Annotated in this window: 19 protein-coding genes and 1 pseudogene; 8 read left to right on the top strand and 12 right to left on the bottom strand. The window is 41.7% G+C overall.

From position 1 onward, the window contains the following. Nucleotides 1-63 precede the first annotated feature (63 nt). The 6 genes from pyk to ftsW form a co-directional block, all read right to left on the bottom strand. The gene (pyk, locus tag HBA50_RS06745; RefSeq protein WP_045499306.1) at nucleotides 64-1,569 is read right to left on the bottom strand and encodes a pyruvate kinase; all 1,506 of its coding nucleotides are present in this window, start codon (nucleotides 1,567-1,569) and stop codon (nucleotides 64-66) included. A 52-nt stretch (nucleotides 1,570-1,621) separates the two neighbouring features. Next, nucleotides 1,622-2,632, bottom strand: a complete 1,011-nt coding sequence (gene pfkA, locus HBA50_RS06750; protein WP_005590682.1) for a 6-phosphofructokinase — start codon at nucleotides 2,630-2,632, stop codon at nucleotides 1,622-1,624. A gap of 84 nt (nucleotides 2,633-2,716) precedes the next feature. Then, complete coding sequence (locus tag HBA50_RS06755; RefSeq protein ID WP_045499303.1) at nucleotides 2,717-5,827, bottom strand: DNA polymerase III subunit alpha; 3,111 nt, start codon at nucleotides 5,825-5,827, stop codon at nucleotides 2,717-2,719. A 322-nt stretch (nucleotides 5,828-6,149) separates the two neighbouring features. After that, nucleotides 6,150-7,154, bottom strand: coding sequence for a catabolite control protein A (gene ccpA / locus HBA50_RS06760; protein ID WP_005590686.1), 1,005 nt, complete (start codon nucleotides 7,152-7,154; stop codon nucleotides 6,150-6,152). Nucleotides 7,155-7,384: 230 nt separating this feature from the next. Beyond that, the gene (gene ppc, locus HBA50_RS06765; protein WP_045499300.1) at nucleotides 7,385-10,231 is read right to left on the bottom strand and encodes a phosphoenolpyruvate carboxylase; all 2,847 of its coding nucleotides are present in this window, start codon (nucleotides 10,229-10,231) and stop codon (nucleotides 7,385-7,387) included. A gap of 47 nt (nucleotides 10,232-10,278) precedes the next feature. Next, on the bottom strand, nucleotides 10,279-11,493 hold the full coding sequence (ftsW, locus tag HBA50_RS06770) for a cell division peptidoglycan polymerase FtsW (protein WP_045499297.1): 1,215 nt from the start codon (nucleotides 11,491-11,493) through the stop codon (nucleotides 10,279-10,281). Nucleotides 11,494-11,720: 227 nt separating this feature from the next. Here ftsW and HBA50_RS06775 point away from each other — a divergent pair. The 5 genes and pseudogenes from HBA50_RS06775 to lysS all read left to right on the top strand — a co-directional run bounded on the left by HBA50_RS06775 (nucleotide 11,721) and on the right by lysS (nucleotide 16,275). After that, a pseudogene (locus HBA50_RS06775) lies at nucleotides 11,721-12,565 on the top strand (glycoside hydrolase family 25 protein). Between the two features lie 133 nt (nucleotides 12,566-12,698). Continuing rightward, on the top strand, nucleotides 12,699-13,541 hold the full coding sequence (locus HBA50_RS06780; RefSeq protein ID WP_045499294.1) for a DUF368 domain-containing protein: 843 nt from the start codon (nucleotides 12,699-12,701) through the stop codon (nucleotides 13,539-13,541). After that, on the top strand, nucleotides 13,541-14,017 hold the full coding sequence (locus HBA50_RS06785) for an aminoacyl-tRNA deacylase (protein WP_045499290.1): 477 nt from the start codon (nucleotides 13,541-13,543) through the stop codon (nucleotides 14,015-14,017). Before HBA50_RS06780 ends, HBA50_RS06785 begins: the two co-directional genes overlap by 1 nt. A 33-nt stretch (nucleotides 14,018-14,050) precedes the next feature. After that, nucleotides 14,051-14,692: a histidine phosphatase family protein gene (locus HBA50_RS06790; protein WP_045499287.1), complete on the top strand. Its 642-nt coding sequence runs from the start codon at nucleotides 14,051-14,053 to the stop codon at nucleotides 14,690-14,692. 92 nt (nucleotides 14,693-14,784) lie between these two features. Beyond that, entirely contained in the window at nucleotides 14,785-16,275 is a 1,491-nt protein-coding gene (gene lysS, locus HBA50_RS06795) for a lysine--tRNA ligase (RefSeq protein WP_045499284.1), read from the top strand. Between the two features lie 252 nt (nucleotides 16,276-16,527). Here the strand turns inward: lysS and HBA50_RS06805 are convergent, their stop codons facing one another. The 3 genes from HBA50_RS06805 to HBA50_RS06815 are packed head-to-tail and all read right to left on the bottom strand — an operon-like array spanning nucleotide 16,528 to nucleotide 19,617. Beyond that, complete coding sequence (locus tag HBA50_RS06805; protein WP_045499281.1) at nucleotides 16,528-17,784, bottom strand: ABC transporter permease; 1,257 nt, start codon at nucleotides 17,782-17,784, stop codon at nucleotides 16,528-16,530. Next, nucleotides 17,784-18,482, bottom strand: a complete 699-nt coding sequence (locus HBA50_RS06810) for an ABC transporter ATP-binding protein (RefSeq protein WP_045499278.1) — start codon at nucleotides 18,480-18,482, stop codon at nucleotides 17,784-17,786. The genes HBA50_RS06805 and HBA50_RS06810 overlap by 1 nt, the downstream gene beginning before the upstream one ends. Continuing rightward, the gene (locus tag HBA50_RS06815) at nucleotides 18,466-19,617 is read right to left on the bottom strand and encodes an efflux RND transporter periplasmic adaptor subunit (protein ID WP_045499275.1); all 1,152 of its coding nucleotides are present in this window, start codon (nucleotides 19,615-19,617) and stop codon (nucleotides 18,466-18,468) included. The genes HBA50_RS06810 and HBA50_RS06815 overlap by 17 nt, the downstream gene beginning before the upstream one ends. Before the next feature lie 212 nt (nucleotides 19,618-19,829). Here HBA50_RS06815 and gorA point away from each other — a divergent pair, with 212 nt between their 5' ends. After that, nucleotides 19,830-21,179 carry a glutathione-disulfide reductase gene (gene gorA / locus HBA50_RS06820; RefSeq protein ID WP_045499273.1) on the top strand — a complete coding sequence of 450 codons (1,350 nt, stop codon included), beginning with the start codon at nucleotides 19,830-19,832 and terminating at the stop codon, nucleotides 21,177-21,179. A 640-nt stretch (nucleotides 21,180-21,819) separates the two neighbouring features. After that, a complete protein-coding gene (locus HBA50_RS06825) occupies nucleotides 21,820-22,374 on the top strand; it encodes a biotin transporter BioY (protein ID WP_045499270.1) in 555 nt (184 codons plus the stop codon). A 9-nt stretch (nucleotides 22,375-22,383) separates the two neighbouring features. Here the strand turns inward: HBA50_RS06825 and HBA50_RS06830 are convergent, their stop codons facing one another. Beyond that, entirely contained in the window at nucleotides 22,384-22,599 is a 216-nt protein-coding gene (locus HBA50_RS06830; protein WP_005590703.1) for a YdbC family protein, read from the bottom strand. 89 nt (nucleotides 22,600-22,688) lie between these two features. On the opposite strand from HBA50_RS06830, the gene HBA50_RS06835 reads away from it, so the two are divergent. Further along, nucleotides 22,689-23,045: a hypothetical protein gene (locus HBA50_RS06835; RefSeq protein WP_045499267.1), complete on the top strand. Its 357-nt coding sequence runs from the start codon at nucleotides 22,689-22,691 to the stop codon at nucleotides 23,043-23,045. A gap of 145 nt (nucleotides 23,046-23,190) precedes the next feature. Here HBA50_RS06835 and HBA50_RS06840 read toward each other — a convergent pair whose 3' ends face one another. Both HBA50_RS06840 and HBA50_RS06845 read right to left on the bottom strand, forming a co-directional pair. Then, nucleotides 23,191-24,477 (bottom strand): peptidase U32 family protein, encoded by a 1,287-nt coding sequence (locus HBA50_RS06840; RefSeq protein ID WP_045499264.1) that lies wholly within the window; start codon nucleotides 24,475-24,477, stop codon nucleotides 23,191-23,193. A 208-nt stretch (nucleotides 24,478-24,685) separates the two neighbouring features. Next, nucleotides 24,686-26,392, bottom strand: a complete 1,707-nt coding sequence (locus HBA50_RS06845) for a C69 family dipeptidase (protein WP_045499261.1) — start codon at nucleotides 26,390-26,392, stop codon at nucleotides 24,686-24,688. Between the last annotated feature and the right edge of the window lie 242 nt (nucleotides 26,393-26,634).

The following is a 26,634-nucleotide window of genomic DNA, read 5'->3' on the forward strand; positions in this document are numbered from 1 at the left end:
AATCTAGAACAAAAAATAAACCGATAGAATGGATCTATCGGTTTTTGCATACTATGAAATAAATTAACGTACTGTACGGATACGCATTGTGTTTGTACGAACAGCTTCGCCAAGTGGTACACCTGCAACGATAACGATATCGTCACCAGACTCAACAAGACCTGCTTCAACTGCTTTACGTTCAGCAATTTCGAACATATCATCAGTTGATGAAGGTGCTTCTGTCAACATTGGGATAACACCCCAGTTCAACATCAAGCCACGTTCTGTCAATTCATCGAATGTCAATGCCAAGATATCAGCATTTGGACGGTATTTAGAGATTAAACGAGCAGTGTGACCAGTCTTAGTCAAAGTAACAATCAATTTGATATTCATTGAGTTTGTAGCATCTTTAACAGCTGAAGCCATAACTTCTGTCTTAGAGTTACGTTCGAAAGTATCTGAGTTCAAACGTCCGTATTCGTTAAGAAGAGTTTGAGCGTTCTTATCGATTGTAGCCATTGTAGTTACTGACTCAAGTGGGTATTTACCGTTTGCAGACTCACCTGAAAGCATTGTAGCGTCAGTTCCATCGATAACAGCGTTAAATACGTCTGATACTTCTGAACGAGTTGCACGTGGTTTTTCAGTCATTGTTTCAAGCATGTTTGTTGCTGTGATAACAACTTTACCAGCTGCATTGACTTTAGTAATGATCATTTTTTGGTAAACTGGAACCATTTCGAATGGTACTTCGATACCCATGTCACCACGAGCGATCATGATACCGTCAGCAGCTTCAATGATTTCATCCAAGTTGTCGATACCTTGTTGGTTTTCGATTTTAGCGAACAATTGAACATGTCCGTTACCAGTTTCTTCACAGATTGCACGTACTTCGTTGACGTCTTTTGCAGTGCGTACGAACGAAATCGCGATGAAGTTGATACCTTGTTCCAAACCGAAGCGGATATCGTCGTTATCGCGCTCAGCAAGAGCTGGGAAAGGAATTTTAGTGTTAGGGATGTTTACACCTTTTTGTTTAGCGATAACACCGTCATTTTCAACTTCAACTACAAATTCACGGCTTGCATCGTCTTTTTCTACAACGCGAAGACCAAGTTTACCATCGTCAACCAATACTTGGCGACCTACTTCAACATCGTCGTAGATATCAAGTCCACCAGCAACGTTCAAAGCAATCACATCGCGAGTTGATTTGATTCCTTGTTTTGTCGCAACGCGAATTTTTTCACCAGTTTTGTATGAGTACTCTTTTGCGTCACCTTCGAACAATTCTGTACGGATTTCCGGACCTTTAGTGTCAAGAAGGAAACCAACTTTTTTACCAGCGATTTCTTCCGCACGTTTAACAGTTGCCATACGCTCACCTTGTTCTTGGTGGTCACCGTGTGAGAAGTTGAAACGGAAAGTGTTTGCTCCTGCTTCAATTAATTTTGCAATATTTTGAGCTGAAGCTTCAACGTCCAGTTTTTCACCCCAGTATCCGTCTTCACCGAATTTTTTACCGCCACGGATTTCTACCGCAGGACCTAAAGTTGCAACGATTTTTACGCGTTTGTTCATGATATTAAGAAACTCCTTCTACTATTTGGGGATTTCACCCCTGATTGACCAATTAAATATTAATGCTGCGATTGAGCTCTGCTAAGCCGATATCAGCTTTATGTGGATTGTTGACAACGATTTTGCCGTCTGCAGTCAGGCTAAAGAGTGCGCCTTCTTCAGCAGTTCCCAAGATTGGGCTTTCCACCATTTTTTCATTACGGATACCTACGGCAACACCACCGATACCTTCTTTAAGTAGTTTAACGGCATGCGCTCCCATACGAGAAGCCAATACACGGTCGCGAGCAGTTGGTGAACCACCACGTTGGATGTGACCAAGTTCAGTCACACGGAGATCGCTAGTATCACCAGCTTCTTTCAGCTTTTTACCAAACTCATCTGCTGACATAACACCTTCAGCAAGAACAATGATATTATGCTTCTTACCTTTTTCATAGCCACGTTTGATGCTGGCAACGATATCTTCAATCTTGAAGCCTTCTTCAGGAATGATAATTTCATCTGCACCTGTAGCAATACCTGCCCAAAGTGCGATATCACCAGCGTTACGTCCCATTACTTCAACAACGAAAGTACGACGGTGACTGGATGATGTATCACGGATCTTGTCGATCGCATCCATTGCAGTTGTAACAGCAGTATCAAAACCGATAGTGAAATCTGTTCCGACAATGTCATTGTCAATAGTTCCAGGTACACCAACAGCTGGGAAGCCATGCTCTGTTAAGCGCATCGCACCATGGTAAGAACCATCTCCACCGATAACAACTACACCTTCAATGCCGTGTTTCTTCAGTTGTTCGATTCCCTTTAATTGCCCTTCAAGTTTTGCAAACTCAGGGTAGCGCGCTGAATGAAGGAAAGTTCCTCCACGAGAAATAATGTCTCCAACTGAAGTCGCATCAAGTGGATAAATATCACCAGCAACCATTCCAGCGTAGCCGCCATAAATCCCATAAACTTCCATTCCTTCGGAAATTGCTTTACGAACGACTGCCCGAATAGCAGCATTCATACCAGGGGCATCTCCACCACTGGTCAAAACAGCAATACGTTTCATTTCGTAATGTGCTCCTTTATCTTTTTAACATTCTTATAGATTATACCACAATCAGAATAAAAATTCTCTTATTTTCCTGATTTTTTACCGAAAAACCGTTTTCATGCTGTAATTTTCTAGTTCAGCTTGAAGTTGGTCTGATTTTTGAACTTGAAAACCTGATGCAGGAACCGTTTTCTTGTCATTCTCATAGCGTAGCACCACAGGAATATCCCCAGGGTATCGCTGCAGGATCTCCGCAATCTGCCTGTCGCGACTAGTATCAGCTAATTGGATCCAAAAGCGTTCTGAGCTTGCTTTCTCCACCTCTGTTAGAACCATTTGTAACCGGCCATCTCTCTCCTGAATTTTTCCAGTCAGATAGTAATAGCCTTTTTCTTGGATTTGCTTGGCAAAACGACGGTAAACCTCTGGAAATAAAGTGACATCCAACTTTTTCTTCGTATCTGTCACTTGCATAAAGGCCATGTTTTCACCATTTTTTGTGCGAATAACCTTGATAGACTGGACTTCTACTAGAATGGTCGCCTTGCTATTTTCCGCCAACTCTTCAATCCAGACAAAAGGATGGTGGGCTTTCTTAGCTAGACTAATAAGTGGATGGTCACTAAGCCCAATTCCAATCAGGGCTTGCTCCTGCTCAAACTTTTCTGCAGCAGTAAAATCCTCGGCATCCGTCCATGAATAGCTAGTATCAGCAAATAAACTCCCCAACTCATCTGCAAAGACAAAAAGATTCGGTAGATTGTGCAAAATCTTCTGGCGATTGGGCTCAAAAACATCAAAGAGTCCCAATTGCACCAATGGGCTTAAAAGTGGCAATTTATGATAACTCTGCGGCAGGCGTAAAATGAAATCTTCCACACTGCTGAAGGGATTCTTTTGACGCTCTTCTATGATCCAGAAAGCAAAATCCCTTGGCAAGCCCTTAATGTTTTTCAAACCAAGATAGATTTTCCGCTCCTGAAACTTATCTTTATAGGGAATGTTATGGATATTCAAGGGAGCTAGCTCAAAGCCAAATCCGAGTGCATCTGTGATATAGTCCGAGCTCGAGTAATTGAGCATGACATCAAAGAAGATGTCTGGATAATGAGCCTTGAAATAGGCCAACTGAAAAGCTAGGGCTGAGTAAGCATAGGCATGGCTACGGTTGAAGCCATAACCAGCAAATTTCTCCATGACCGCAAAGACTTCCTTGGCTTTAGTCTCTGAGTGTCCCAATTTGACAGCTCCCCTGACAAATTCTTCCTCCATTTTATGCATTTCAGCAGCATTTTTCTTGCCCATCGCCCGTCGTAAAATATCGGCCTTCCCTAGACTAAAACCACCAAAACGCTGGGCGACCTGCATGACCTGCTCTTGGTAAAGCATGATACCATAGGTTGGAGCCAAGATATCCTCCAAGCTCGGATCAATCATCTCCACGCGCTCGCGACCATGCTTGCGCTTGACAAAATTATCAATATAGTCACTAGCTCCGGGACGATTGAGAGAGGTGGTAGCTACTACTTCTTCAAACTTTACAGGTTGGACTCTTTTCAAAAGACTGATAGCACCCGCTTGTTCAAACTGGAAAATACCCTTGGTATTACCCGCTGCAAAGAGGCGCAGAGTTGACTCGTCCTCCAGGTCAATACCAGCAATATCAATATTAACTCCGTATTTGTCTAGAGCTGCTTCCTTCATCCGCTGGACAAAGGTTAAATTACGCAGGCCCAGAAAGTCCATCTTAAGCAGTCCATTGCTTTCGACACCGTGGGCATCGTACTGGGTGATATACATGTCTTCCCCGTATTTTAAGGGAATCTGATTGGTCAAGTCATCGTCGCTCATGACGACACCTGCCGCATGGATTGAGGTCTGGCGTGGATTGCCTTCGATTTTCTTAGCAATTTCAAAGGCCTTCTGGTATTCTAGCTTGCTATTGATAATCTGACGAAAGGCTATATTTCGCTCATAAGCAGTGGTTAAGTTGTCTCGAAAGCCGATTTTTTTGGTCACATTGGTCAGCTCGTACTCTGGCAAACCAAAGCGCTTAAAGACATCTCGGATAGCCTGCTTAGCCCCAAAGGTTGAGTAGGTCACAATCTGGGCTGCATGCATGCTACCGTAGCGATCTCGGACATAGCGGATAAACTCTGGTCGGTACACATCGGGAATATCAATATCAATATCGGGCATGGTATAGCGCTCTAGATTTAGGAAACGTTCAAAAAGCAGGTTCTTTTCTACTGGGTCAATACCTGTAATTTCCAGAGCATAGGCCACCAGACTGCCAACTGCAGAGCCACGCCCCATCCCCATGTAATAACCTTGACTACGGCCAAAGCGCAGCAAATCCCAGACGATGAGGAAATAATCATCAAAATCCATCTGATGAATGACATCCAGTTCCTGATCCAGCCTTGCTTGATAGGCTGTTCCCGTAAGCCCCCGCTTGGCCAATCCCGCCTCAGCTAACTCTCGCAGCTCCTCCACAGCAGGACGCTCAGGATTGAAGCGTGGAAGTTTCAAGTCGGTATTAATTTCATAATGAACACCAGCCACCAATTTCTCCAAGTTGGTCAAACTCTCTGGAAAGTTTTCAGCGAAAGCTTCCAGTAAAGAGGCTGGCGCTAATAAAAATTCATGGTTTGACAGATGGCCGACCTCTCGCAAGCTGATATTGTCCCGAATCGCCCTCAACATCTGCAAAGTCTCCAAGTCTCCTTGCTCAAAATAACGAACCGTATGTAAGGGCAGGACTGGCCTAGTCAATTCCTGCCTAGGCGTATCTGGAAAGACCCCAACATAAAAGTCCAAGCCCAAATCAAGCTGATCCACACCTTCAAAGATTGGTACAATCAGAGCCAGCCCCTTAAAAAGATGTTGAAAGTCTTCCCAATTTTGACGATTCATCATTTTCAGAGTCGAAATCTTCATCAAATTGCGATAGCCCTGACTATCTAAGGCTAGCAATCTCAGATTGAGAGGATTTCCATCTTTATAAATTTCCATTTCTAGACCTAGCAAGGGCTGAAGTCCTGCCGCTTTTACCTCCTCTAGAAAATGATAAGCCCCATAAAGATTGTCCACATCCATCATTCCTAGACTTTTGTAGCCCAAGTCCTTGGCCCGTTGAACATATTTTTTGATAGAGACTAAACTATCCATAAAACTATAAACAGTCTTGGTATCTAGTTGTGTAATCACAAAATTCTCCTTGATACAGCTACGATAAATGATGCCTACTAGTAAAAAGAAGACAGAAAAAATGCATTTCCACTTCTTAATTTTTTCGTTTTACTGAAAATCTATCCCAAGCTCTAACTAGCCTATTTCTTCTTAACCTTCGTCAGTCAAGTAAGTAGAACAAGAACTAATTTCAGCATTCCTGCTTCTATTATACCTAAATTTCTACAAAGAAGAAACTCAGAGTCTTTTATATTCGGCGACTGTGTTTAACTAAAATAAAAAACGAGACAGAACTAAATTCTTTCAAAATTTAATTCCGTCCCATCCCGTATCAATTTTATTATTTACGAGTTGATTTACGTTCATTGATCGTATGAGCTAGGAGAACTTCACGCTCTTCCAACTCTTCTTTATGCATAATCTTCGTCAGCATCCGCATACTAATCGCACCGATGTCATACAGAGGTTGTCCGATAGTGGACAGATTAGGGCGAGTAAAGCGAGCGATTTGCGAATCATCGCTAGTAATGATTTCAAAGTCTTCAGGAATACGAACACCTCGATCAGCCAAACCATTAAGCAAACCTGCTGCCAACTCATCTCCGGTCACAAAGGCCGCCGTAGCCTTTGAAGCAATCAGACGTTCAGCTAGATGATAACCGTCATCGTAGCTATACTTAGACTCGAAGACCAAGCCTTCGCTATATGAAATTTTCTTGCCCTTCAGAGCTTCTTTGTAGCCAGACAAGCGGATTTTACCATTGATATCATCTACCAAAGGACCACTGACAAAAGCAATTTTCTTGTTGCGTTTAGCCAATAGTTCCACAGCATCAACGGTTGCCTGTTTATAATCAATATTGACACTTGGTAACTGATGTTCTACATCCACCGTGCCCGCTAGAACCACTGGTGTCCGTGAACGTGAAAATTCTGAACGAATTTTCTCTGTCAGATGGTAGCCCATAAAAATAATACCATCTACTTGCTTAGAGAAAAGGGTATTAACAACCGAAACTTCCTTGTCATCATCTTCATCGCTGTTTGCCAGGACGATATTGTACTTATACATTTCGGCAATATCATCAATCCCTTTGGCTAAAGTAGAGAAGTAACTATTCGTGATATTGGGAATTACAACACCAACAGTGGTCGTCTTTTTGCTGGCCAAACCACGGGCAACTGCATTAGGACGATAGTCAAGACGTTCAATTACTTCTAGTACTTTCTTTCGTGTATTTTCTTTTACATTCTTGTTACCATTTACAACTCGGCTGACTGTCGCCATTGAAACTCCCGCTTCACGGGCGACATCATAAATGGTTACTGTGTCGTCTGTGTTCATATAGTTTCCTTTCTTTTGTTGAAAATATCGTTTTCATTTTTCTACACTTATCATTGTATCACTAATTGTAAACACTTTCAAGTATTTTAGCGCACAGATATGAAAACTTTTTCATTTTTTATTTACACAAATCGCAGGAAATAAGTTATGGACTCAAAATAGTTTAGACTCAATAAAAAATCGGCTTCTAAGCCGATTTTTTATTGAGTTCTTTTAAAGCTCCTTGTGCATCAACCAGAATTTCGTAGTCCTGTCGCAATTCCATTGATGGTAATGTGGATCAAACGTTCTTGTTCTGGTGAAAGTTCTCCTCGGCGCTGACGCTTGATCAGCTCAAGCTGAATATAGTTCAAAACATTGAAATAAGGCATCCGATAGTTCAAGCTATCCTTGAGATAGGCATTTTCTGCTAAGAGCTCGTCATGGCCTTCAATCGCCAAGATAATATCCTTGGTCAGCTGCCATTCATCTAGGATTGTATTGAAAATATCTCGTACATTTTGGTCTTCACAAAGTTGCGCATATTCAAAAGCGATATTCATATTGGACTTGGACAGCACCATATCAACATTTGACAAGAGGGACTGGAAGAATGGCCATCTCTGATACATAAATTGAAGGAAGGCAAGATTCTTTTCAGGATCTTCATCGATAAATTCTTTGAAGCTAGAGCCAACACCATACCAACCAGGGAACATAACCCGACTTTGAGACCATGAGAAGACCCAAGGAATGGCTCTTAGACCGCCAATTTCAGTGATCGTTTTACGGGCCGCTGGACGAGAACCGATATTAAAGCTAGAAATGGCCTTAATAGGACTAGACTCAAAGAAGTAATCGTAGAAACGTTCGTCGCCAAAGACTAGATCGCGATAGATTTGGTAGCTTCGATCGACCACTCGATCCATCACTCTCTCGTATTCATTGCTCGTATTACTATCACTCTTCTTATAGCTTATCATACGGTTAATAGCTGCCGATACGAGCATTTCCAGATTGTAGTAAGCAGCATCCTTATTACCGTATTTATTGCCGATGACCTCACCCTGCTCTGTCAGGCGGATACGATCATTGATACTCCGCAATGGTTGCGAAGTGATTGCCTCATAGGTTGGGCCACCGCCACGACCGACAGTTCCTCCACGACCATGGAAGAAGGTAATCTTGACGCCAAACTTATCACCAATAGCTGTCAGTTGTTGCTGAGCCTTGTAAAGTGTCCAGCATGATGATAAATAGCCACCATCCTTGTTACTGTCTGAGTAGCCCAGCATGATTTCTTGGTAGTTGTTTTTAGAAGCGATCCATTTTTGAGCAATTGGCAGAGACAGATATTTCTCCATAGTATCGCAAGAGTTATCCAAGTCCTCAATCGTTTCAAACAGAGGAACAATCTGCACACGCGCACCTTCCTCATCGATCAAGCCGACTTCCTTGAGCATAATCGCCAACTCTAGCAGATCTGATACGCTAGTCGAATGAGAAATAATATTTTGCTTGATAACATCTTCGCCAATCGCATCCTTAAGCTGACGAGCCGTCTTGAAAATCTCCAATTCTTTTTGTAGAAGTTCAGATTTAGGTGCATGAGTGGCTGACAGGATCCGTGGATCCTCCAGAAGCTGCTTGAGGAGAACTTGGCATTTTTCTTCCTCTGACAAGCTGCTGTAATCTTTCACAATATTAGCAGAAGCCAAGAGCTCCGCCACACAAGCCTCATGGACACTGGAATCCTGACGCATATCAATGCTGGCCAAGAAGAAACCAAAAATGTCAACTGCTTGTAGCAATTCAGTAAGTTCTCCAGTCACCAGAGCTTGTCCATTGTGCTCCAGCAAAGAATCACGAATAACAAGAAGATCTTCCTTAAACTCTTGCGCATCTTTGTAAGATGGAAGTTGTTCTTTTCGTAATTCATCTAAACTACCACTAAGTTTAGACTGGATATAATTTGGAATGATTTCTCTACCGTTATAGCTGACCGAGGTAGCAGCATTTGCATGCAGGACTGCTTCAGCTTTATCAGCCAAACGATGCCCTTCACCGGAGAAATTACCTTCTTTCAGATAAAGTAAGGTCTGAATCAACTTGGACTGAATGTAATGAAAAGCACGGCGATAAGGCTCATTTTCCCGATAAACAGACTTGTCGCTGGACAAAGCTGCCATCTTGGCTACAGCTTCACTTGTTTTTGAAAGATTAGTAGACAGGGAGAAGTTACGATAGAGCGTATAAACCTTGTCAATGTAGTAATTCAGAATAACTTCGCTCTGTACTGTTGCAGACAATTTCAGAGTTTCAGCGGTTACAAATGGATTTCCATCACGGTCACCACCAATCCACATTCCCATGGTGATGGGTTTAGGATTTTCCAAATGGATTCCTTTTTCTTCTGCCAAGCGTTTATACTCTAGCATCAGGTTCGTAATTGCTTGAAGAAAAGAACTGTTATAGTACTCCATAACGTTAGTGATTTCATTGGTAACCTTAAGTTTCTTTTCCCGAATCATATCGGTCTGCATCATCAGCTCGATATAGCGACGGAGATTGGCTAACCATTTCTTTTCGTTCACCAGACCAGCTTTAACATCACGATGCTGACGCAAAAGTGTATGGATATGATTGGTCAAATCCAACATGGTCTTGCGCTGAACCTGAGTCGGATGAGCAGTCAAAACAGGAACAACATTTAGATTTTCCAGGATTTCTTGTGCATTTTCTCGTGTGGAAACCAAATCAATCGTCGTCGAAAGCTTACCAAGGTAGTCTTGGTCAATATTATTTTGATGATTGATCTCATAAGCCAAGTCAACATCTTCAGAAATATTGATGAGCAGAGGTAAAATAGCAAAATAGCGTGAGATATAGACCATATCATCCGTGGATAATTCTTCTACTACTGCTTTCAGCTCTTGGTATTTAGATTGAACTGCCAGTTCTTCAATCATGGAGATTTTAGCAAAAGTGTCAGGACTGAGAATATCTCGGGTAATATCTACCAACAAGTCCGTTAAAATAGAAACTTCTTCTCGAATCATTTCTTTATTGCTATAATTTTCTAATTTTGTAAATGACATTATTTACACCTTTCTATTGTTGAAGAGCTAACATACAAGAAGATTTTTTAGGATTGACTCACTTCTAGTTCCTGATACATGGCGTTTCGTCGCTCATTGGCATCAATATTTAAAACAAAGGCAATGGCAACTGATAGAACCAATAAACTGTTTCCTCCCTGAGATAAGAATGGGAAGGTTACACCGGTTGAAGGAATCAAGCCCGAAATACCACCAATATTGACAAAGGTTTGCATCAGAATCATACCGCCAATTCCCAAAGCCATCATAGAATTAAATGGATCCTTGGCCCTTGTACCTACGAGAATAATCCGTAAAATCAAGAAAAAGAGCAGGGCTAAAATTAAAGTTGCTCCAAAGAATCCGACTTCCTCAATAACAATCGAGAAAACAAAGTCTGTATGAGCCTCTGGTAGGTAACCTCGTTTTTCGATAGAGTTTCCTAAGCCTAAGCCAAACCAACCACCATTACTCATGGCATAGTAAGAATTGGCCAGCTGGTGGCCTGAGCCAGACAAATCGTCGAAAGGGTTGAAAAAAGCACTAAAACGCTTTGCAACATATCCAAAAACAGGAACTTGCTCAACACGCTTGACACCTATCAACCAAATACTCGCTAAAACCGCTGCCGACCCTCCTACAACAGCACCAAGCATGGTTGAGAACCATCTGTAAGCAATTCCGCTGGTGGAAATTACAATCAAAACTGTTAAGAGCAAAATGGTCGCATTTCCTAAGTCGGGCATGATAACCACCAGGCCTATCAAGAAAGCAACAATAACCCGCCAATCAGTAACGGCACGCGGGATCAACTGATTAAAGGTGATTGCTTGATAATCATATACTTCTATTTGCTCTTGTTTCTTAGAAAACTGTAGGGCCAAATACCAGACCAAAATAATCTTCAGATATTCTGCCGGCTGAGCAGTAACTGGACCGATTTTGAGCCAACCGTGTGCCCCATTGATCGTTCCTGTGATAAAGCGTGAGAGTAAAAGCAGAATAATTTCAGCTATGATAACAAACGTAATCACTCCTGGCCTCTTCAGAAAATCCAGCTTCATTCGGTAAATAATCCCAATCATCACCAAGCTGAAGAGCCAAAAACCTGCTTGAGTGGCGACCATTCGAAAACTATTGAGCCCATTTTGAATGAGGATGGGGCTCGTCGTGGAATAAACGACAATCAAGCCAATGCCAGATAACAGCATGTACGGAATCAAAATTGAGTAATTCAATAAATGCTTTTTGTCAATTTTCATATTTCACCAATTTATTCTAAAAATTCAAACTTCATTATACCACTTTTTGATTCGAAAAAAAAGCATTAGGATGGCCTCAATAGATATTTACTTATTTATCGCCTCAAAAATCCAATTATTTCAAATTGTTTTATCTTCTATTGCAATCAGATTACATTTTCGTATTTCGCTGGAAATATAGATAAATACTTTGCTTTTCTATTTATTTTACGTTACAATGAAACAGTATGAGAAAAAGGATTAAACCGCTTGCACTCTTGCTATTCTTTGCTTGCTTTATTCTATATATTGTCATAAGTAAGCACCATCTTGATGTGCAAATTAAACAAGCCCAAACAAAAAAATCTCAAGTCAGTCAGGTGACAACCAAGAAAAAAAGGAGGAAGCTCCTTCAGACGAACCTGAGGAAGAATTGCTTAATAAGCCTATCGTTGACCTTTCCGGTTGGCAATTGCCCAGCGAAATAGACTATGATACCTTATCAACAAATATTTCTGGTGCTATCATTCGCGTGCATAGTGGAGCTCAAGCAAAAAAAGAAAATGTTGCCACTCATTTAAATGGACTTGACAAATCATTTGCCACCCATATCCAAGAGTTTCAAAAACGGGGGATTCCTGTAGCTGTCTATGCTTATATAGCAGCAGGCAATATCAAAGAAATGGAAAAAGAAGCTGAAAGCTTCTACAAGGCATCTTCGAAATATAAACCTACCTTTTACTGGCTTGATGTTGAAGAAAAGACCATGGGCGACATGAACGCAGGAATTGAGGCTTTTCGTGCCAAACTTGAAAGTCTTGGAGCTCAAAATATTGGTATCTACATCGGTACCTATTTCATGGAAGAGCACAGTATCTCAACTGAGAAATTTACTGCCGTTTGGATTCCGACTTATGGCTATAATGACGGCTACTATAACGCTGCTCCAAATACTGAACAGCCCTATGACCTACATCAATACACCTCAGAAGGTAAATTGGAAGGTTTCCCACATAACTTAGACCTCAATCAGCTCTCTCCTGTACAGGATAAAAAAGAGACTTATAAGAAATTATTTTCAACACCAAAATAAAAAAGATGCAAGATAATTGTTAGGAAATCTTGTATCTTTTTTTCTCTGTACAAGATATTTTTCTTGCTTTTTTCAGAAAAGTATGTAGCTTTATGGTACAATAGTCTAATGAAAAAACTTGTAGGGAGATATTATGATTTCATGGATTGCTAGAGTTTTAAAAGGAATGATTATCGCGCTTGGTTTCATTCTGCCCGGTGTGTCTGGCGGTGTATTAGCTGCTATTTTGGGGATTTATGAGCGAATGATTCGCTTTTTAGCCCATATCAAAGAAAATTTTGTCGAGAATGTTCTCTACTTTACTCCTGTAGCTATTGGGATGGTTTTAGGGATTGCAGCCTTCTCCTATCCAGTCAATCTCTTGCTGGATAATTATAAGGTTATCGTTCTCTGGGGCTTTGCTGGAGCCATCATCGGCACCATTCCCAGCCTGATCAAAGAATCCGTCAAGGAATCCGACAGAGATCGAGCTGATACTATTACCTTCTGGCTTAGCTTTATCTTGTCGGGGGTCCTCCTCTATTCACTGAATGGAATGGTGGGAACACTCCCAGCTAACTTCTTATCCTTTGTTTTAGCAGGTGCTCTTATCGCTTTAGGAGTTCTGGTTCCCGGTCTCAGCCCATCAAATCTTCTGCTGATTTTAGGGCTCTATACTCCCATGCTGACAGGATTTAAACGCCTGGATTTATTTGGCACTTTCCTGCCAATCGGCATCGGCGGCGCTCTGGCTCTAATTCTCTTTTCAAAAGCCATGGACTACATTTTGAAACATTATCATTCCCGCGTTTACCATTTTATCATTGGTATTGTATTGTCCAGCACCTTGCTCATTGTCCTCCCTCAAAGCGGCAACAATGAGAGCATTAGTTATGCAGGCGTATCCATTTTCACACTTGTTCTTGCTGCCTTTTTCTTTGGATTAGGTATCTGGCTAGGAATTTGGATGTCCCAATTAGAAGAGAAATATAAATAATGGCTAAAAAAACAAAACTCAAAAAAACACTGGTCGAGCAAATTTTAAACAAGGCAAAGATTGAGCACCAAGGTTTGCAAATTAATGCTTTAGATGATAGCCTGACAGAGGAATTTGACCGCTCGCAAATTTATAAAACACTGGCTTTAAACGGGGATAAAACAGGAACAGTCATTGGCATCCTGCCTATCACCGAACATCTGTCGGAAAAGAAATTAGCAAAAATTTCAGGCAATAAAAAAGTTAGCATGATTCCGCAGAAAGATTTAGAAAAAACGACTGGTTACGTCCATGGCGCTAATAATCCTGTAGGTATTCGCCAAAAGCACTCCTTCCCCATTTTCATCGACCAAACGGCTCTGAGTCGCGAAAGCATCATTGTTTCTGCTGGTGAAGTCGGCCGTAGCATCCAGATCAAGGCTCAGGATTTGGCTGACTTTGTTCAAGCACAGTTCGCGGACTTGAAAGAGGACTAAGTTTTTAGCTTCAAAAGGAAAAAGGATCTTGATATGAAATTGTATTTTATCCGACATGGAAAAACCGAATGGAATCTAGAAATGCGTTTCCAAGGGGCAAGCGGAGATTCTCCACTGCTGGCGACATCCATTGATGAGCTCAAGCGCTTGGGCAAGCATTTATCAAACGTTCAATTCGATAAAATCTACTCTAGCGATTTGCCTCGCGCTTACCGTTCTGCAGAGATTATCCAAAGTGAAAACCAGTATCAAACCGACATTGTTTCGACTCCTGAACTAAGAGAGTGGGCTCTTGGAAAACTAGAAGGAGCCAAAATTGCTACTGTAGAAGCCACTTATCCTCAGCAGATGTGGGCTTTTCGCCACGATCTATCCCAGTTTGATCACCAACTATTTGAAGCTGAATCTGTCAATCAAACTACCCAGCGGACAATTTCCTTCGTGAAGTCTCTCAAAGGGAAAGATTTTCAAAATGTCCTAATTGTCGGTCATGGGGCTAACCTAACTGCCAGTATTCGACGCCTGCTCGGTTACGAAACATCTTTGCTCCGTAAGGACGGAGGCTTGGCCAACGCTAGTGTCACCATTTTGGAAACAGAGGACTTTGACTCTTTCAAGTTACTTGCTTGGAACAACCTAGATTACATGCTAACAGATGAAACTGCGAATCTTTAAACATCGCAGTTTTTCTATTTTTATATCTAATTATTGCTGAATTTCCTTTTATTTTGTGATAGAATAGAAGGGAAAGCCTTAGGAGGAAGAAAATGACTACTGAACATATTGAAGAACTAAATGACCAGCAGATTATTCGCCGTGAAAAAATGGCTGCGCTGGCTGAGCAAGGAATTGATCCTTTCGGAAAACGTTTTGAACGTACTGCGAATTCTGCTCAACTTAAAGAAAAATACAGCGACAAATCCAAAGAAGAATTACATGAATTGAACGAAAAAGCAACTATTGCTGGTCGTTTGATGACTAAACGTGGAAAAGGGAAAGTCGGCTTCGCCCACATCCAAGACCGTGAAGGCCAAATCCAGATTTACGTTCGTAAGGACGAAGTTGGTGAAGAAAACTATGAGATTTTCAAAAAGGCTGACTTGGGTGACTTCTTGGGAATTGAAGGTGATGTGATGCGCACAGATATGGGAGAACTCTCTATCAAAGCAACGCATATTACTCACCTTTCAAAAGCTCTGCGTCCCCTGCCAGAGAAATTCCACGGTTTGACTGATGTGGAAACCATCTACCGCAAACGTTATTTGGACTTGATTTCCAACCGTGAGAGCTTTGAGCGCTTTGTCACTCGCTCAAAAATCATCTCAGAAATTCGTCGCTATCTTGATGGACAAGGATTCCTTGAAGTTGAAACTCCTGTTCTCCACAACGAAGCAGGCGGCGCTGCTGCTCGTCCATTCATTACGCACCACAATGCCCAAAACATTGACATGGTGCTGCGGATTGCGACTGAGCTTCACTTGAAACGCCTTATCGTCGGTGGTATGGAACGCGTCTATGAAATTGGTCGTATTTTCCGTAACGAAGGTATGGACGCCACTCATAATCCTGAGTTCACTTCTATCGAAGTATACCAAGCCTATGCGGACTTCCAAGATATCATGGACTTGACAGAAGGTATTATCCAACATGCTGCCATTTCTGTAAAAGGAGATGGACCAGTCAACTACCAAGGCACTGAGATCAAGATCAACGAGCCATTCAAACGTGTTCACATGGTGGATGCTATTAAAGAGATCACTGGCGTAGACTTCTGGCAAGATATGACCTTCGAAGAGGCTGCTGCCTTGGCTAAAGAAAAGAAAGTACCAGTTGAAAAACATTATACTGAAGTTGGACACATCATCAATGCTTTCTTTGAAGAATTTGTTGAAGAAACCTTGATTCAGCCAACCTTTGTCTATGGTCACCCTGTCGCTGTGTCACCTCTGGCTAAGAAAAACCCAGAAGACCCACGCTTCACGGACCGCTTCGAGCTCTTCATCATGACCAAAGAATATGCCAACGCCTTCACTGAGTTGAACGATCCAATCGATCAATTATCTCGTTTTGAAGCACAGGCAAAAGCTAAAGAACTGGGTGATGACGAAGCAACTGGCATCGACTATGATTACGTTGAAGCCTTGGAATACGGTATGCCACCAACTGGAGGCCTCGGAATCGGTATCGACCGTCTCGTAATGTTGCTCACAGATGTGACTACGATTCGCGATGTATTGCTCTTCCCTACGATGAAGTAATCTAAAACTTACATAATTTTAAGTAAGCAAATCCCGCTGGACTTCCAGCGGGATTTTTCACATGACAAAGAGAGTGGGACAGAAATCGGTAATTCGTTAGAATTCTATTTCGTCGTCCCACCTCCGCACAGTTGAGTAGGGCTGTAAAAGCTGATGAAATCAGCGTAGTAGAGCCCACTCAACCACTGCGTCTTGCTCTACAATCCAAAGAAAAAATGAGGCTAGGACTTCTGTCCCAGCCTCTTGATGACATTATTCATATCTCAGCGCTTCAATCGGATCTAGTTTAGAGGCTTTATTAGCCGGCAAGATACCAAAGACAATACCAACCATGGCTGAGAAGACAAGGCTTCCAACTGCTGCAGTGACAGAGACAACTGGTGGGCCTCCAAATACGTTTTCAGGCACGACTGCAGCTAGCAAAGCATTGATTCCATAGGCAAGGCTAAGACCAAGCAGGCCACCGATAAGGGTCAATACCATGGATTCAATCAAGAACTGCGTGAGAATATTTCCACGCGTTGCTCCAAGAGCTTTTCGCAAACCAATTTCCCGTGTTCGCTCTGTAACGGATACCAACATGATATTCATCACACCGATACCACCAACAAAGAGGGAAATTCCTGCAATAGCTCCGATAACACCGGTCATAGTTCCTGTGATTTGATTGTACTGCTCCAGCAAGGTATCCATATTCAGGATTTGATATTCTCCTTGACGAGTCCCTGATAGAGCCGTCAATTCTTTGGCTGCTTCTACACCGACTTCGTTGATGCGTTCCACTTCTGGTACATAGATATAGACAGTTGCAATTTCATCTGTCTGAAATTCAGAGGCCACCTGTGTATTAGCCATCAAGGCGCTACCTGAGCTCATACTCCTGCTCTGACCAGCATTGGGATCCTTATAGATACCAACAACTCGGTAGTTGCTGTCACCGACTGAAACTACTTTATTCAGGGCTTCTGCACTACTTCCAAACAGGCTGTTCGCCACTGTTTCATCGATCATCATCACATTAGAAAAACTTTGATAGTCACTAGGCAGGAGAGTCCGTCCAGCTAAAATCTCATATTTTCTAATTTTAAAGAATGTAGCATTCACACCCGTAATGTTGACCTTATCAGACTTCTTGTTTTGATAAGAAAAATCAGCTGTCGAACCATTGGTCACATAATAACCCTTGACTCCATCAATCTTCAGTAGTTCCTTGACCCAAGACTCTTGAACAACAGGTGGTTCTTCTAGTATCTCACTATCTGCATCTGGACCACCACCGGTATCCATCAAGTTGACTCCCATCGTATAATTACTTTTAGTAGGAGAATAAAGCAAGCTTACATACTGTTGTTCTTTGGTGATGCTCTTGGTGACTCCCTGTTGCATTCCATTTCCCAGTGCCAAGATGACGACAACAGACGCAACCCCGATGATAATCCCAATCATGGTCAGAAAAGCCCGCATCTTGTGCCCAAGAATGGAACTAATGGCAAATTTAAAATTTTGCATTAATCACGTTCCTCCTTCTCAGCACTATCTGAAGAGATAACTCCATCACGAATGACAATCTGACGCTTAGCATAGGCAGCAATTTCAGGTTCATGAGTAACCATAATAATCGTTTTTCCTTCAGCGTTCAACTCCGTCAAGAGTTCCATAATTTGCTCTCCAGTTTTGGTATCAAGGGCTCCTGTCGGCTCGTCGGCAAGAATAATCGAAGGATTATTTACCAAGGCACGCGCGATAGCAACACGTTGCTTCTGCCCCCCAGACAATTCTGAGGGCAAGTGAGTCATACGAGTACCCAAATCTACTTTTTCCAAATACTGCTTAGCTAGATTTCTGCGACTTCCTTGTGACGCCCCTGCATAAATCAGCGGGAGTTCTACATTTTGAAGGGCATTTAATTTAGATAAGAGGAAAAATTGCTGAAAAACGAAGCCGATTTGATTATTTCGAACCTTGGCTAATTTTTTATCACCCAGGTTTGCAACATCTTCATTTCCTAAAAAATACTCACCAGTAGAAGGACGATCCAACATCCCGATAATATTCATCAGGGTTGACTTTCCGGAACCAGACGGCCCCATGATAGCCACAAACTCGCCCTCTTCAACTGTCAAATTGATATTTTTTAAGACTTTAAGTTCTTGATCACCATTCCGATAGGTCTTATTAATATTTCGTAGATCAATGAGTTTTTTCATCCGCTTTCACCTCTTGACCATCTTTCAAGCTATCTGTTGGATTGGTGATAACTTTACTATCTTTTGTCAAACCAGATGAGATTTCTTGATTTTCAGCATCAGCATTTCCTAAGGTCACTTCCACTTTCTTTGCTTTACCTTTTTCGACAGTCCAAACGTAGTTCTTGTCTCCGTCTGAGATAATACTGCTTGCTGGTACAAGAATCCCTTTTGTATTGTTTTTCACTTCAACGCTGACAGAGAAACCTTGCTTCAAATCACCAATTTCACTTGTAATATCGACTGTAAATGGATATTTTGCAGAGGAAGCTGCGCCACCTGTATTGGTTGATGAAGTTTGCTGTCCGTCCTTAGGATAGTTGGAAATATAGCTAATTTTACCTGTCCATTTTTTGTCAGGATATACTTTAGAAGTAATGCTTACTTCTTGTCCAACTGACAAATTAGCCAGATTATATTCAGAGAGTTCTCCCTTGATTTGAAGGCTGCCGTTGCTGACAATGTGCACCAAGGTTTGGTTGGTTCCTGTTGTTGATTTGGATACATCGCGGTTTACTTCTACTACTGTTCCCTCAACAGTGCTCGTAACAGTCGCTGCATTTAACAAAGCTTGCGCCTTATTCATATTGTCCACAGCGTCTGAACGTGCATCGCGCAAATCAGCAAGTTGAGAATCGACAGTCCGTTGAGCAGAGGCAAGGGATTTATTATCCGTTTCTTCATCGCCAGTTTTTTCTACTGTCGCTCCATTGGTCTGTAAGTCATAAATCTGACGGTCAGCCTTATTGACAGCACGAACTGCTGCATCATAATTGGCTTGTGCTTCTGCACTCTTATATTGAACAAGCGCTTGGCCTACCGTTACTTGGTCGCCAACATTTACTAGGACAGATTCCAAGTCTCCCTTGGTAGCATCATAATAAACATACTGCTCTGAGTTAGCAGTTACGGTTCCCGTCAACAGGACAGATGAGGCTATGCTACCTTCTTTTGCCTGCTGCACAATTGGTGCAACTTCCTTAGGTTCTGTTGTAGAACTAAGATTGCTCAGGACTATTGCAGAAATTGCTCCCAATACAACTACAACAGCAACTCCGATAATACTAAATAGCTGCCATTTTTTCAGCTTTTTCATCTATTTTCCTCCTCTTGATGAAAACCATTTTTCTTTTATACTACATTATATCATAACCTATCATATTGTGATAGGAAAAGGGACAAAATCCCTAAAAGACCATTTTTCCTCTAAAAAAGCTGCAGGATCTCTAAATCATAGCAGATTTTTGCATTCATTTTCTAAAAAAGGTACAATTACCTCATATTGATTAAAGGAGCTTCTATCTAACTATGAAAGAATTCGATATTATTGCAATTGGCGGTGGCAGTGGGGGCATTGCTACCATGAATCGCGCTGGTGAGCATGGCGCTAAAGCAGCTGTCATTGAAGAAAAGAAATTAGGGGGAACCTGTGTCAATGTCGGTTGTGTCCCTAAAAAAATCATGTGGTACGGTGCTCAGATTGCCGAAGCCATCCAGCACTATGGACCAGACTATGGCTTTACTTCAGATAATCAGCACTTTGACTTTGCTACCTTACGAAAGAATCGGGAAGCCTACATTGACCGCGCTCGCTCATCCTATGATGGTAGCTTCAAACGTAACGGCGTTGAACTGATCGAAGGTCGCGCTCATTTCGTTGATAAGCATACAGTGGAAGTCAATGGAGAATTGATTCGCGCCAAACACATCGTTATCGCAACAGGTGCTCATGCAGCCATTCCTCAGATTCCTGGTGCCGAATACGGCGAGACTTCTGACGATGTTTTTGCTTGGGAAGAGCTGCCCAAGTCTGTTGCCGTTGTCGGAGCAGGCTATATCGCTGTGGAGCTTGCTGGTGTCCTCCATACTCTAGGTGTCAAGACGGATCTCTTTGTCCGCCGCGACCGTCCCCTCCGCAATTTTGATAGCTATCTGATTGACGGATTGGTGGCTGAGATGGAAAAATCTGGCCCTAGTCTTCATGCTCACAAGATACCCGAACGAGTGGAAAAACTTCCTGATGGTCAGCTACACCTCTACTTCCAAGACGGTAGTAGCCATATTGCCGAACGGATTATTTGGACTATTGGCCGTAAGCCAAATGTCCAAGGGCTCAATCTTGATGCTGCAGGGGTTACCCTAAATGACCGCGGCTTCATCGCTGTGGATGAATACCAAAATACTGTCATACCTGGTATCTATGCCTTGGGCGATGTGACGGGCGAAAAAGAGCTGACGCCCGTAGCAATCAAGGCTGGCCGCACCCTATCTGAGCGCCTCTTTAACGACAAGACAGATGCCAAGATGGATTACTCCACTATTCCAACTGTCGTCTTCTCCCATCCCGCTATTGGAACAGTGGGGCTGACAGAGGAAGAAGCTATTCGAGATTATGGTGTTGAGCAAATTCATGTCTACACCTCTAGCTTTACCTCTATGTACTCAGCTGTTACCCAACACCGCCAACAGGCCAAGTTTAAACTTATCACTGCTGGTCACGATGAAAAAGTTGTCGGCCTCCATGGCATTGGCTATGGCGTAGATGAAATGATTCAAGGCTTCGCCGTTGCTATTAAGATGGGAGCTACCAAAGCCGATTTCGACGCCACCGTTGCCATCCACCCAACTGGCTCCGAAGAATTTGTCACCATGCGCTAAAAGTTTCTTCTTTGGCCTTTCTAAAGCTCATTATTATCATAAAATAAAGAAGAGAAGGCAACCATAACTTATCCTTTCATTTTTGATTTTTATCTTACATTTTTGTAAGAAAGAAGTCTTATACGATTTGATAGAGCTAGTCACACTATCTGGCTTTGTTCTTTGGCTTCTTACTTTATTTTAAAGCATAAGATTCAATTATCATTCAAGAAATTCTAAATTAATTCTAAAATTAGGGGAGATTTATGTAAAGAATCTTCCTCTTTTTTATTCAGCATGCTTACTTGTTCTAAACAAGCTTATAAGTTGTAATTTTTCAAGACAGTCTTATTTTCTTGCTGTATTTACTTGCCAGCCATCTTTTACCCTTTCTGCTATTCAAGAAGAGGAATTTTTGATATGATAAGAAGAAATACTAAGAGAAAGGGGATTGGAAATGAGCAAAACGAAAAAATTATTAGCAGCTCTAGGAATTATTTTCTTTAATATTTTTGGCTTAATCGCCTTTATCTTACTCCTCATTCGGAGTCGCAAAAAGCGGAAATAAGCAAACAACTGTCTAGTCTGATGTAAAAAGACTTGACTTTTTTTTATTTTGATTTAGAATAGTTACCATAATTCAAAAAAGAGGTTTACTATTATGAACAAAAACAAAGCATTTCTTCTTGCCCTTCCAGCTATTGGTGCTGCTTTCCTAGCTGTGCTCTCCCAGCTTAGTTTCTCCATTGGGACCATTCCCATTACGCTACAGACCTTTGCTGTTGGTTTGATTGCAACCATTTTTAGAACCCGCGAAGCTGTCTTGTCTGTTCTGCTCTATCTGCTGCTGGGTGCTATTGGCCTGCCGGTCTTCGCTGGAGGAAGCGGTGGTTTTCAAGCCCTCTTCGGACCAAGCGCGGGCTATCTTTGGGCTTATCTGCTCTTTGCATTGGTCACTTCTAGTTTGACAAGTAAGGATAGCAAGTTTTACACGATCTTTTTGGCTAACCTGCTCGGAGATGCACTGGTTTTTGTCGGTGGCGTAATCGGACTTCATTTTCTGGCTAACATGGGATTTTCCAAGGCCATTGCTGTTGGTGTCACACCTTTCATTCTTCCTGATCTTTTAAAAATTGTCGCCATCACTCTCATCAGCATTCCTATGTTTAGGAGTCTGGCTTTTCATTCCTATTTTTCAGACAATAAAAACGGATAGACTTTCAGTCTACCCGTTTTTAAATGCATCTAAAAGAACTTGAAATTCTTCATTGGAAAGGGTAATTCCCTTGCCCATCTTGCTGTGGTCAGGACTCCAAGTTCGGATATCGTACTTGGCTGGCGCACCGTTAAAACTTACGCGGTTGAGTTCTTTGGTCCATCCTTTTTCATTTTCCGATAAAACGAGCAATTTTTCCTCGATTTCAAATTTAAAATCTGCCATACTTTACCTCTTTTCTACTTTCTATCTCATTATTCGTAAAAGATTTTACTTTTTTAATTAATTTATTATATAATATATTGTAACAAGTTATGGAGATTTTATCTATGAAAAAATATCTCGAAATGATTTTACAAAAGACGAATGAGTTTATTAACTATAAAAAGACGGATAAGGAAGAGGACGACAACAGTCATATCCTACATACGATTGACTTGGCTCTGCGAAAAAATTCTGGTGTCCATGTTATTTTTCTGGATAAGAATTTTACTGGAGATATTGTCAAATATGACCGTGACCGCCAGCAGTTGATTGTCAAAAATTTCAAAAAAAACATGACGACCATCATACGTGTGCCTGATATCCATCGCATCAGTCTAGTCCCCAATAACATCCGTGAGGCCCAGAGAAAAGATATTCGACTCGAAAACCGCAAATTCAAAAAATAACTCTTCAAATCAAAAGCGATTTGAAGAGTTTTATTTTTAAAGCCAATGGCCGAATTTTTAGAACAAGGACTTCCGCTATCTATTCGTATCCACCATGTAGGCAAGGCCTACTTGATGAGCGCATTTCTCTAACTTTCGTGCCTGATTAAGCCCGAACAGTCACACTAGTGCCATCTTCTTTATACAAATTGATTAAACCTTCCTTGCGGGCACGGACCATATCACCAGGTTGGACTGGCTGCGGAACTGTAATCGTCAGTAATTCCATTGGGTTTGGCGCACGGTCAATCTTATTCCCTTTTTCATCATGGAGGTCAGTAATATAGGTTTCAAAATGGCGGAAACCAGGTCCATAGAATTCCACCTGATCGCCTTCATGGATAACATTCCTCTGGCGAATAGTCGCAGTTTGTGTCACTTCATCATAAGCAACTACTTCTGCTACAAATTTGTATTCTGGAATCTTACGGCGGGCTCCGAAAAGCTGCTCATTCTCAGTTGGCGTATGGTAGTAAAAACCAGTTGCCAGCTCACGTTGAGCTACTTTCCACATTTCATCTACTAGATCTTGCTTAATAGCTTCAAACTTTTCTGGGCTTTCCAAATAGGCGTCCACAGCTGCTTTGTAGCAGTTAGTTACTGTTGAAACGTAGTGAATGGATTTCATCCGACCTTCGATTTTCAAACTATCAACACCATTTTCAATCATATCAGGAATGCGGTCAATCATGGACATATCAACAGCTGACATAGAAAATTCTTCTGGAATTTCACCTTTCAAGCTCTTGCGTTCTTGTCCGAAAGGCATGTCGTACAAATCATATTTCCAACGACAAGATTGCGAACAACCGCCACGGTTGGCGTCACGCATACTCATATGATTGGAAAGGGTACAACGACCAGAGTAAGAAATACACATAGCCCCATGAACGAAAGCTTCGATTTCTACATCGGTACGCTTGCGAATCTCGGCCAGCTCAGCCATGGAAACCTCACGCGCCAAAACGACCCGTGTCAAACCAAGATTTTTCCAAAACTCAAGCGTTTCATAATTGGTCGCACTAGCCTGAGTTGACAGGTGGATTTCCAGACCAGGTGCTTCAGAAGCTGCAATCGCAATCAAGGCTGGGTCAGAAACAATAACAGCCGCAATCCCGATGTCTCGCAAACGACGGAACCATTCTCCAGCACCTGCTTCGTTTCCTTCGTGCATGACCATATTGGCCGCTACATAGACCTTGGCACCATGCTCAGCCGCAAATTGGACACCTTCTTCCATTTGCTCAAAAGTGAAGTTCCCCGCACGACTACGCAAACCATAGGCTTGACCACCAATAAAAACAGCATCTGCTCCATAGCGAACAGCTACTTTCAACTTTTCTAACGTACCAGCTGGTGACAGCACCTCTGGACGTTTTAATTTTTTTGTCATCTTTTCTCCTATTTGCAATATAAAAGTATTGATGTTTAACCCTATCTATTTTATAGCAATTTACCGCTAAAAGCAAGATAGAGCCTAGTTTTTTGACAATTCTAATCTTTTATCCTCATCTCCTTACTAAGTATTTTAGGATATAGGTTTATTATTCGAGAGAGGAAAAAAGCCAGAAGTCTTAAACTTCTAGCTTTTCTTTCAAAATTTATTCTTCCTCCTTCTTCTTATTAATTTGTTTGTATCCGAAGAATCCACCAACTAGCACAACCAATACGCCGATGACAATCCAAGTAGTTTGACTTGAGCTATCTTTCTTCGTATCGCTAGCTTTGTTCTCTGATTTTCCTTTTTCTGCTTCTGCTAGGAGGTTCGCTTTGTTATAGCCTGTATAGACAAGATCTGCATCTTTACCTTTTTCCTTCTTAATCTTTTCTTCCATCTCTGCTTCGACTGCTTTGATTTCCTTAAAGATTTTTTCTGAGCGTTCCAAGGCTTCCTTAGTCACTTCTGGTCCAGCGGCTTTGGCTTGTTCATCTGTGTAGTTTGCATATTTGGCGTCACGTTCGGTTTGTTCTTTATCCCATTCAGCTTCTTTTTCTTTCCATTTTTCTTGGATGCTGTTACCAAAGATTTCTGGATATTTCATAACCATTTGGTCAATATGCCAAACAGTCCAATACCAAGATTTTCCGTCATATTTAGTAGAACGGTTCTTGAAAGCTTCGTAAGTATCTTCTACATTACCATAGAACGGTACATATGGTGTGTTGCGACTTTGTGCCAGACCCAGCCACATAACACCGCCAAAGGCATTTGGTAGGTTTGGTTTGATTTGATAAACGTGGGCGTCAATTACGTTTTCGTTACCTAGCGCATATTTGTAGACATTGCCATCGATCTTCTTACCGACTTCAACTAAGTCATCTGCTTTATATTCTGGCAAGTGTTCAAAACGATTTCTTTGTTCAGCGATCACATCATGAACCGTGTATTTCTTATTTGGATCAGTTGGTTCGCGCAAGAGATCAAAAGCTTCATCGTCATAATTTACTTTTGCTTGTGGATCCATCCACTTGATACCTGCGTAGGTCCGAGAACGGTTACGTTCCATATATTTATCAGGTCCGTATGATTTAGCAATCATAAAGTTGCCATCTTTGTCGGTCTTATAGTTGTCTGCTTTTTTAGCTACTTCTTCCACATCTTTAGAAGCAATGACATTTTCCTTATCGTTCAAGTCAACGTGACCAAGATAGTAAGTATTCGCAAAGACAGCATACTTATTCGTTGGGAATTTGATGGCTACATATTGGTGACCAGACAGGATTTCCATGTACCATAGCTCATTCTTATCTGCTGCAACGATGATATTTCCTTCTGCTGACCCTTTTTCGTCCAGAACTTTCGCGACTGTCTCAATAACTTCACGTGCTGTTTTCGCACGAGGCAAAGCAAGGTCAACTAATGATGCTTCTGGAAGACCATCTTTTACAAGTGGGTCTTCTTTTAACACTTTGTCATTTGGTGTTGCTGAAACGGTCGCTGTCATAGCTACACCAAGTTCATTAAATCCATGCGCAGCAAAGTTTCCGTTACTTCCGTTGTCACGATCAGAGTCGTAGACAGCTGTGTATTTCATTTCATTCGCCAAATGCGGATAGGTAAAGCCATTTGACTCATCTTCTATCTTATCGCCATCTTTATAGGTCTTAGCTGGCACAACTACATAGTTTTGATTGTGCCGACCACCGTCAGGGGCGTATGGGTAGTCCTCTGTCCGACCAAATAGAGTAGAGCCATCTGCTGTCAGATCTTTACCGACAATAAAAGCAGAACACGCTTGTGCCACATGAACAGGCAAAAGAGCAACTAACATTGCAAGGAACATTAGTCTGAGCAGTATTTTCTTCATAGTCTATCTCCTTTTGACTATCTGCGGGGCTGGAATCAACTCCCAGTCTAAACAACATAAACCGTAATACCTTAACATTCCTACTTTAGTATACTCTCTTTCTAATCTTTTTGCAAGCGTTTACACAGAATTGTGTATATTTTTTATCTAATCTATATTTCCTCTACTTTTTTCTCAAATTAAAGCAAATAAACTAAAAAATAGCCCCATCTTATTTAGAGGAAAGGCTATTATTTTTTATC

Origin of the sequence: Streptococcus cristatus ATCC 51100 (genome assembly GCF_011612585.1) — a bacterium.
GTDB lineage: Bacteria > Bacillota > Bacilli > Lactobacillales > Streptococcaceae > Streptococcus > Streptococcus cristatus_H.

Bases quoted from the DNA above. Each gene is read 5' to 3' on its own strand.
- pyk (WP_045499306.1), bottom strand. From the start codon at position 1,569: ATGAACAAACGCGTAAAAATCGTTGCAACTTTAGGTCCTGCGGTAGAA.
- pfkA (WP_005590682.1), bottom strand. From the start codon at position 2,632: ATGAAACGTATTGCTGTTTTGACCAGTGGTGGAGATGCCCCTGGTATG.
- ccpA (WP_005590686.1), bottom strand. From the start codon at position 7,154: ATGAACACAGACGACACAGTAACCATTTATGATGTCGCCCGTGAAGCG.
- ppc (WP_045499300.1), bottom strand. From the start codon at position 10,231: ATGTCATTTACAAAATTAGAAAATTATAGCAATAAAGAAATGATTCGA.
- ftsW (WP_045499297.1), bottom strand. From the start codon at position 11,493: ATGAAAATTGACAAAAAGCATTTATTGAATTACTCAATTTTGATTCCG.
- HBA50_RS06780 (WP_045499294.1), top strand. From the start codon at position 12,699: ATGATTTCATGGATTGCTAGAGTTTTAAAAGGAATGATTATCGCGCTT.
- HBA50_RS06785 (WP_045499290.1), top strand. From the start codon at position 13,541: ATGGCTAAAAAAACAAAACTCAAAAAAACACTGGTCGAGCAAATTTTA.
- HBA50_RS06790 (WP_045499287.1), top strand. From the start codon at position 14,051: ATGAAATTGTATTTTATCCGACATGGAAAAACCGAATGGAATCTAGAA.
- lysS (WP_045499284.1), top strand. From the start codon at position 14,785: ATGACTACTGAACATATTGAAGAACTAAATGACCAGCAGATTATTCGC.
- HBA50_RS06805 (WP_045499281.1), bottom strand. From the start codon at position 17,784: ATGCAAAATTTTAAATTTGCCATTAGTTCCATTCTTGGGCACAAGATG.
- HBA50_RS06810 (WP_045499278.1), bottom strand. From the start codon at position 18,482: ATGAAAAAACTCATTGATCTACGAAATATTAATAAGACCTATCGGAAT.
- HBA50_RS06815 (WP_045499275.1), bottom strand. From the start codon at position 19,617: ATGAAAAAGCTGAAAAAATGGCAGCTATTTAGTATTATCGGAGTTGCT.
- gorA (WP_045499273.1), top strand. From the start codon at position 19,830: ATGAAAGAATTCGATATTATTGCAATTGGCGGTGGCAGTGGGGGCATT.
- HBA50_RS06825 (WP_045499270.1), top strand. From the start codon at position 21,820: ATGAACAAAAACAAAGCATTTCTTCTTGCCCTTCCAGCTATTGGTGCT.
- HBA50_RS06830 (WP_005590703.1), bottom strand. From the start codon at position 22,599: ATGGCAGATTTTAAATTTGAAATCGAGGAAAAATTGCTCGTTTTATCG.
- HBA50_RS06835 (WP_045499267.1), top strand. From the start codon at position 22,689: ATGGAGATTTTATCTATGAAAAAATATCTCGAAATGATTTTACAAAAG.
- HBA50_RS06840 (WP_045499264.1), bottom strand. From the start codon at position 24,477: ATGACAAAAAAATTAAAACGTCCAGAGGTGCTGTCACCAGCTGGTACG.
- HBA50_RS06845 (WP_045499261.1), bottom strand. From the start codon at position 26,392: ATGAAGAAAATACTGCTCAGACTAATGTTCCTTGCAATGTTAGTTGCT.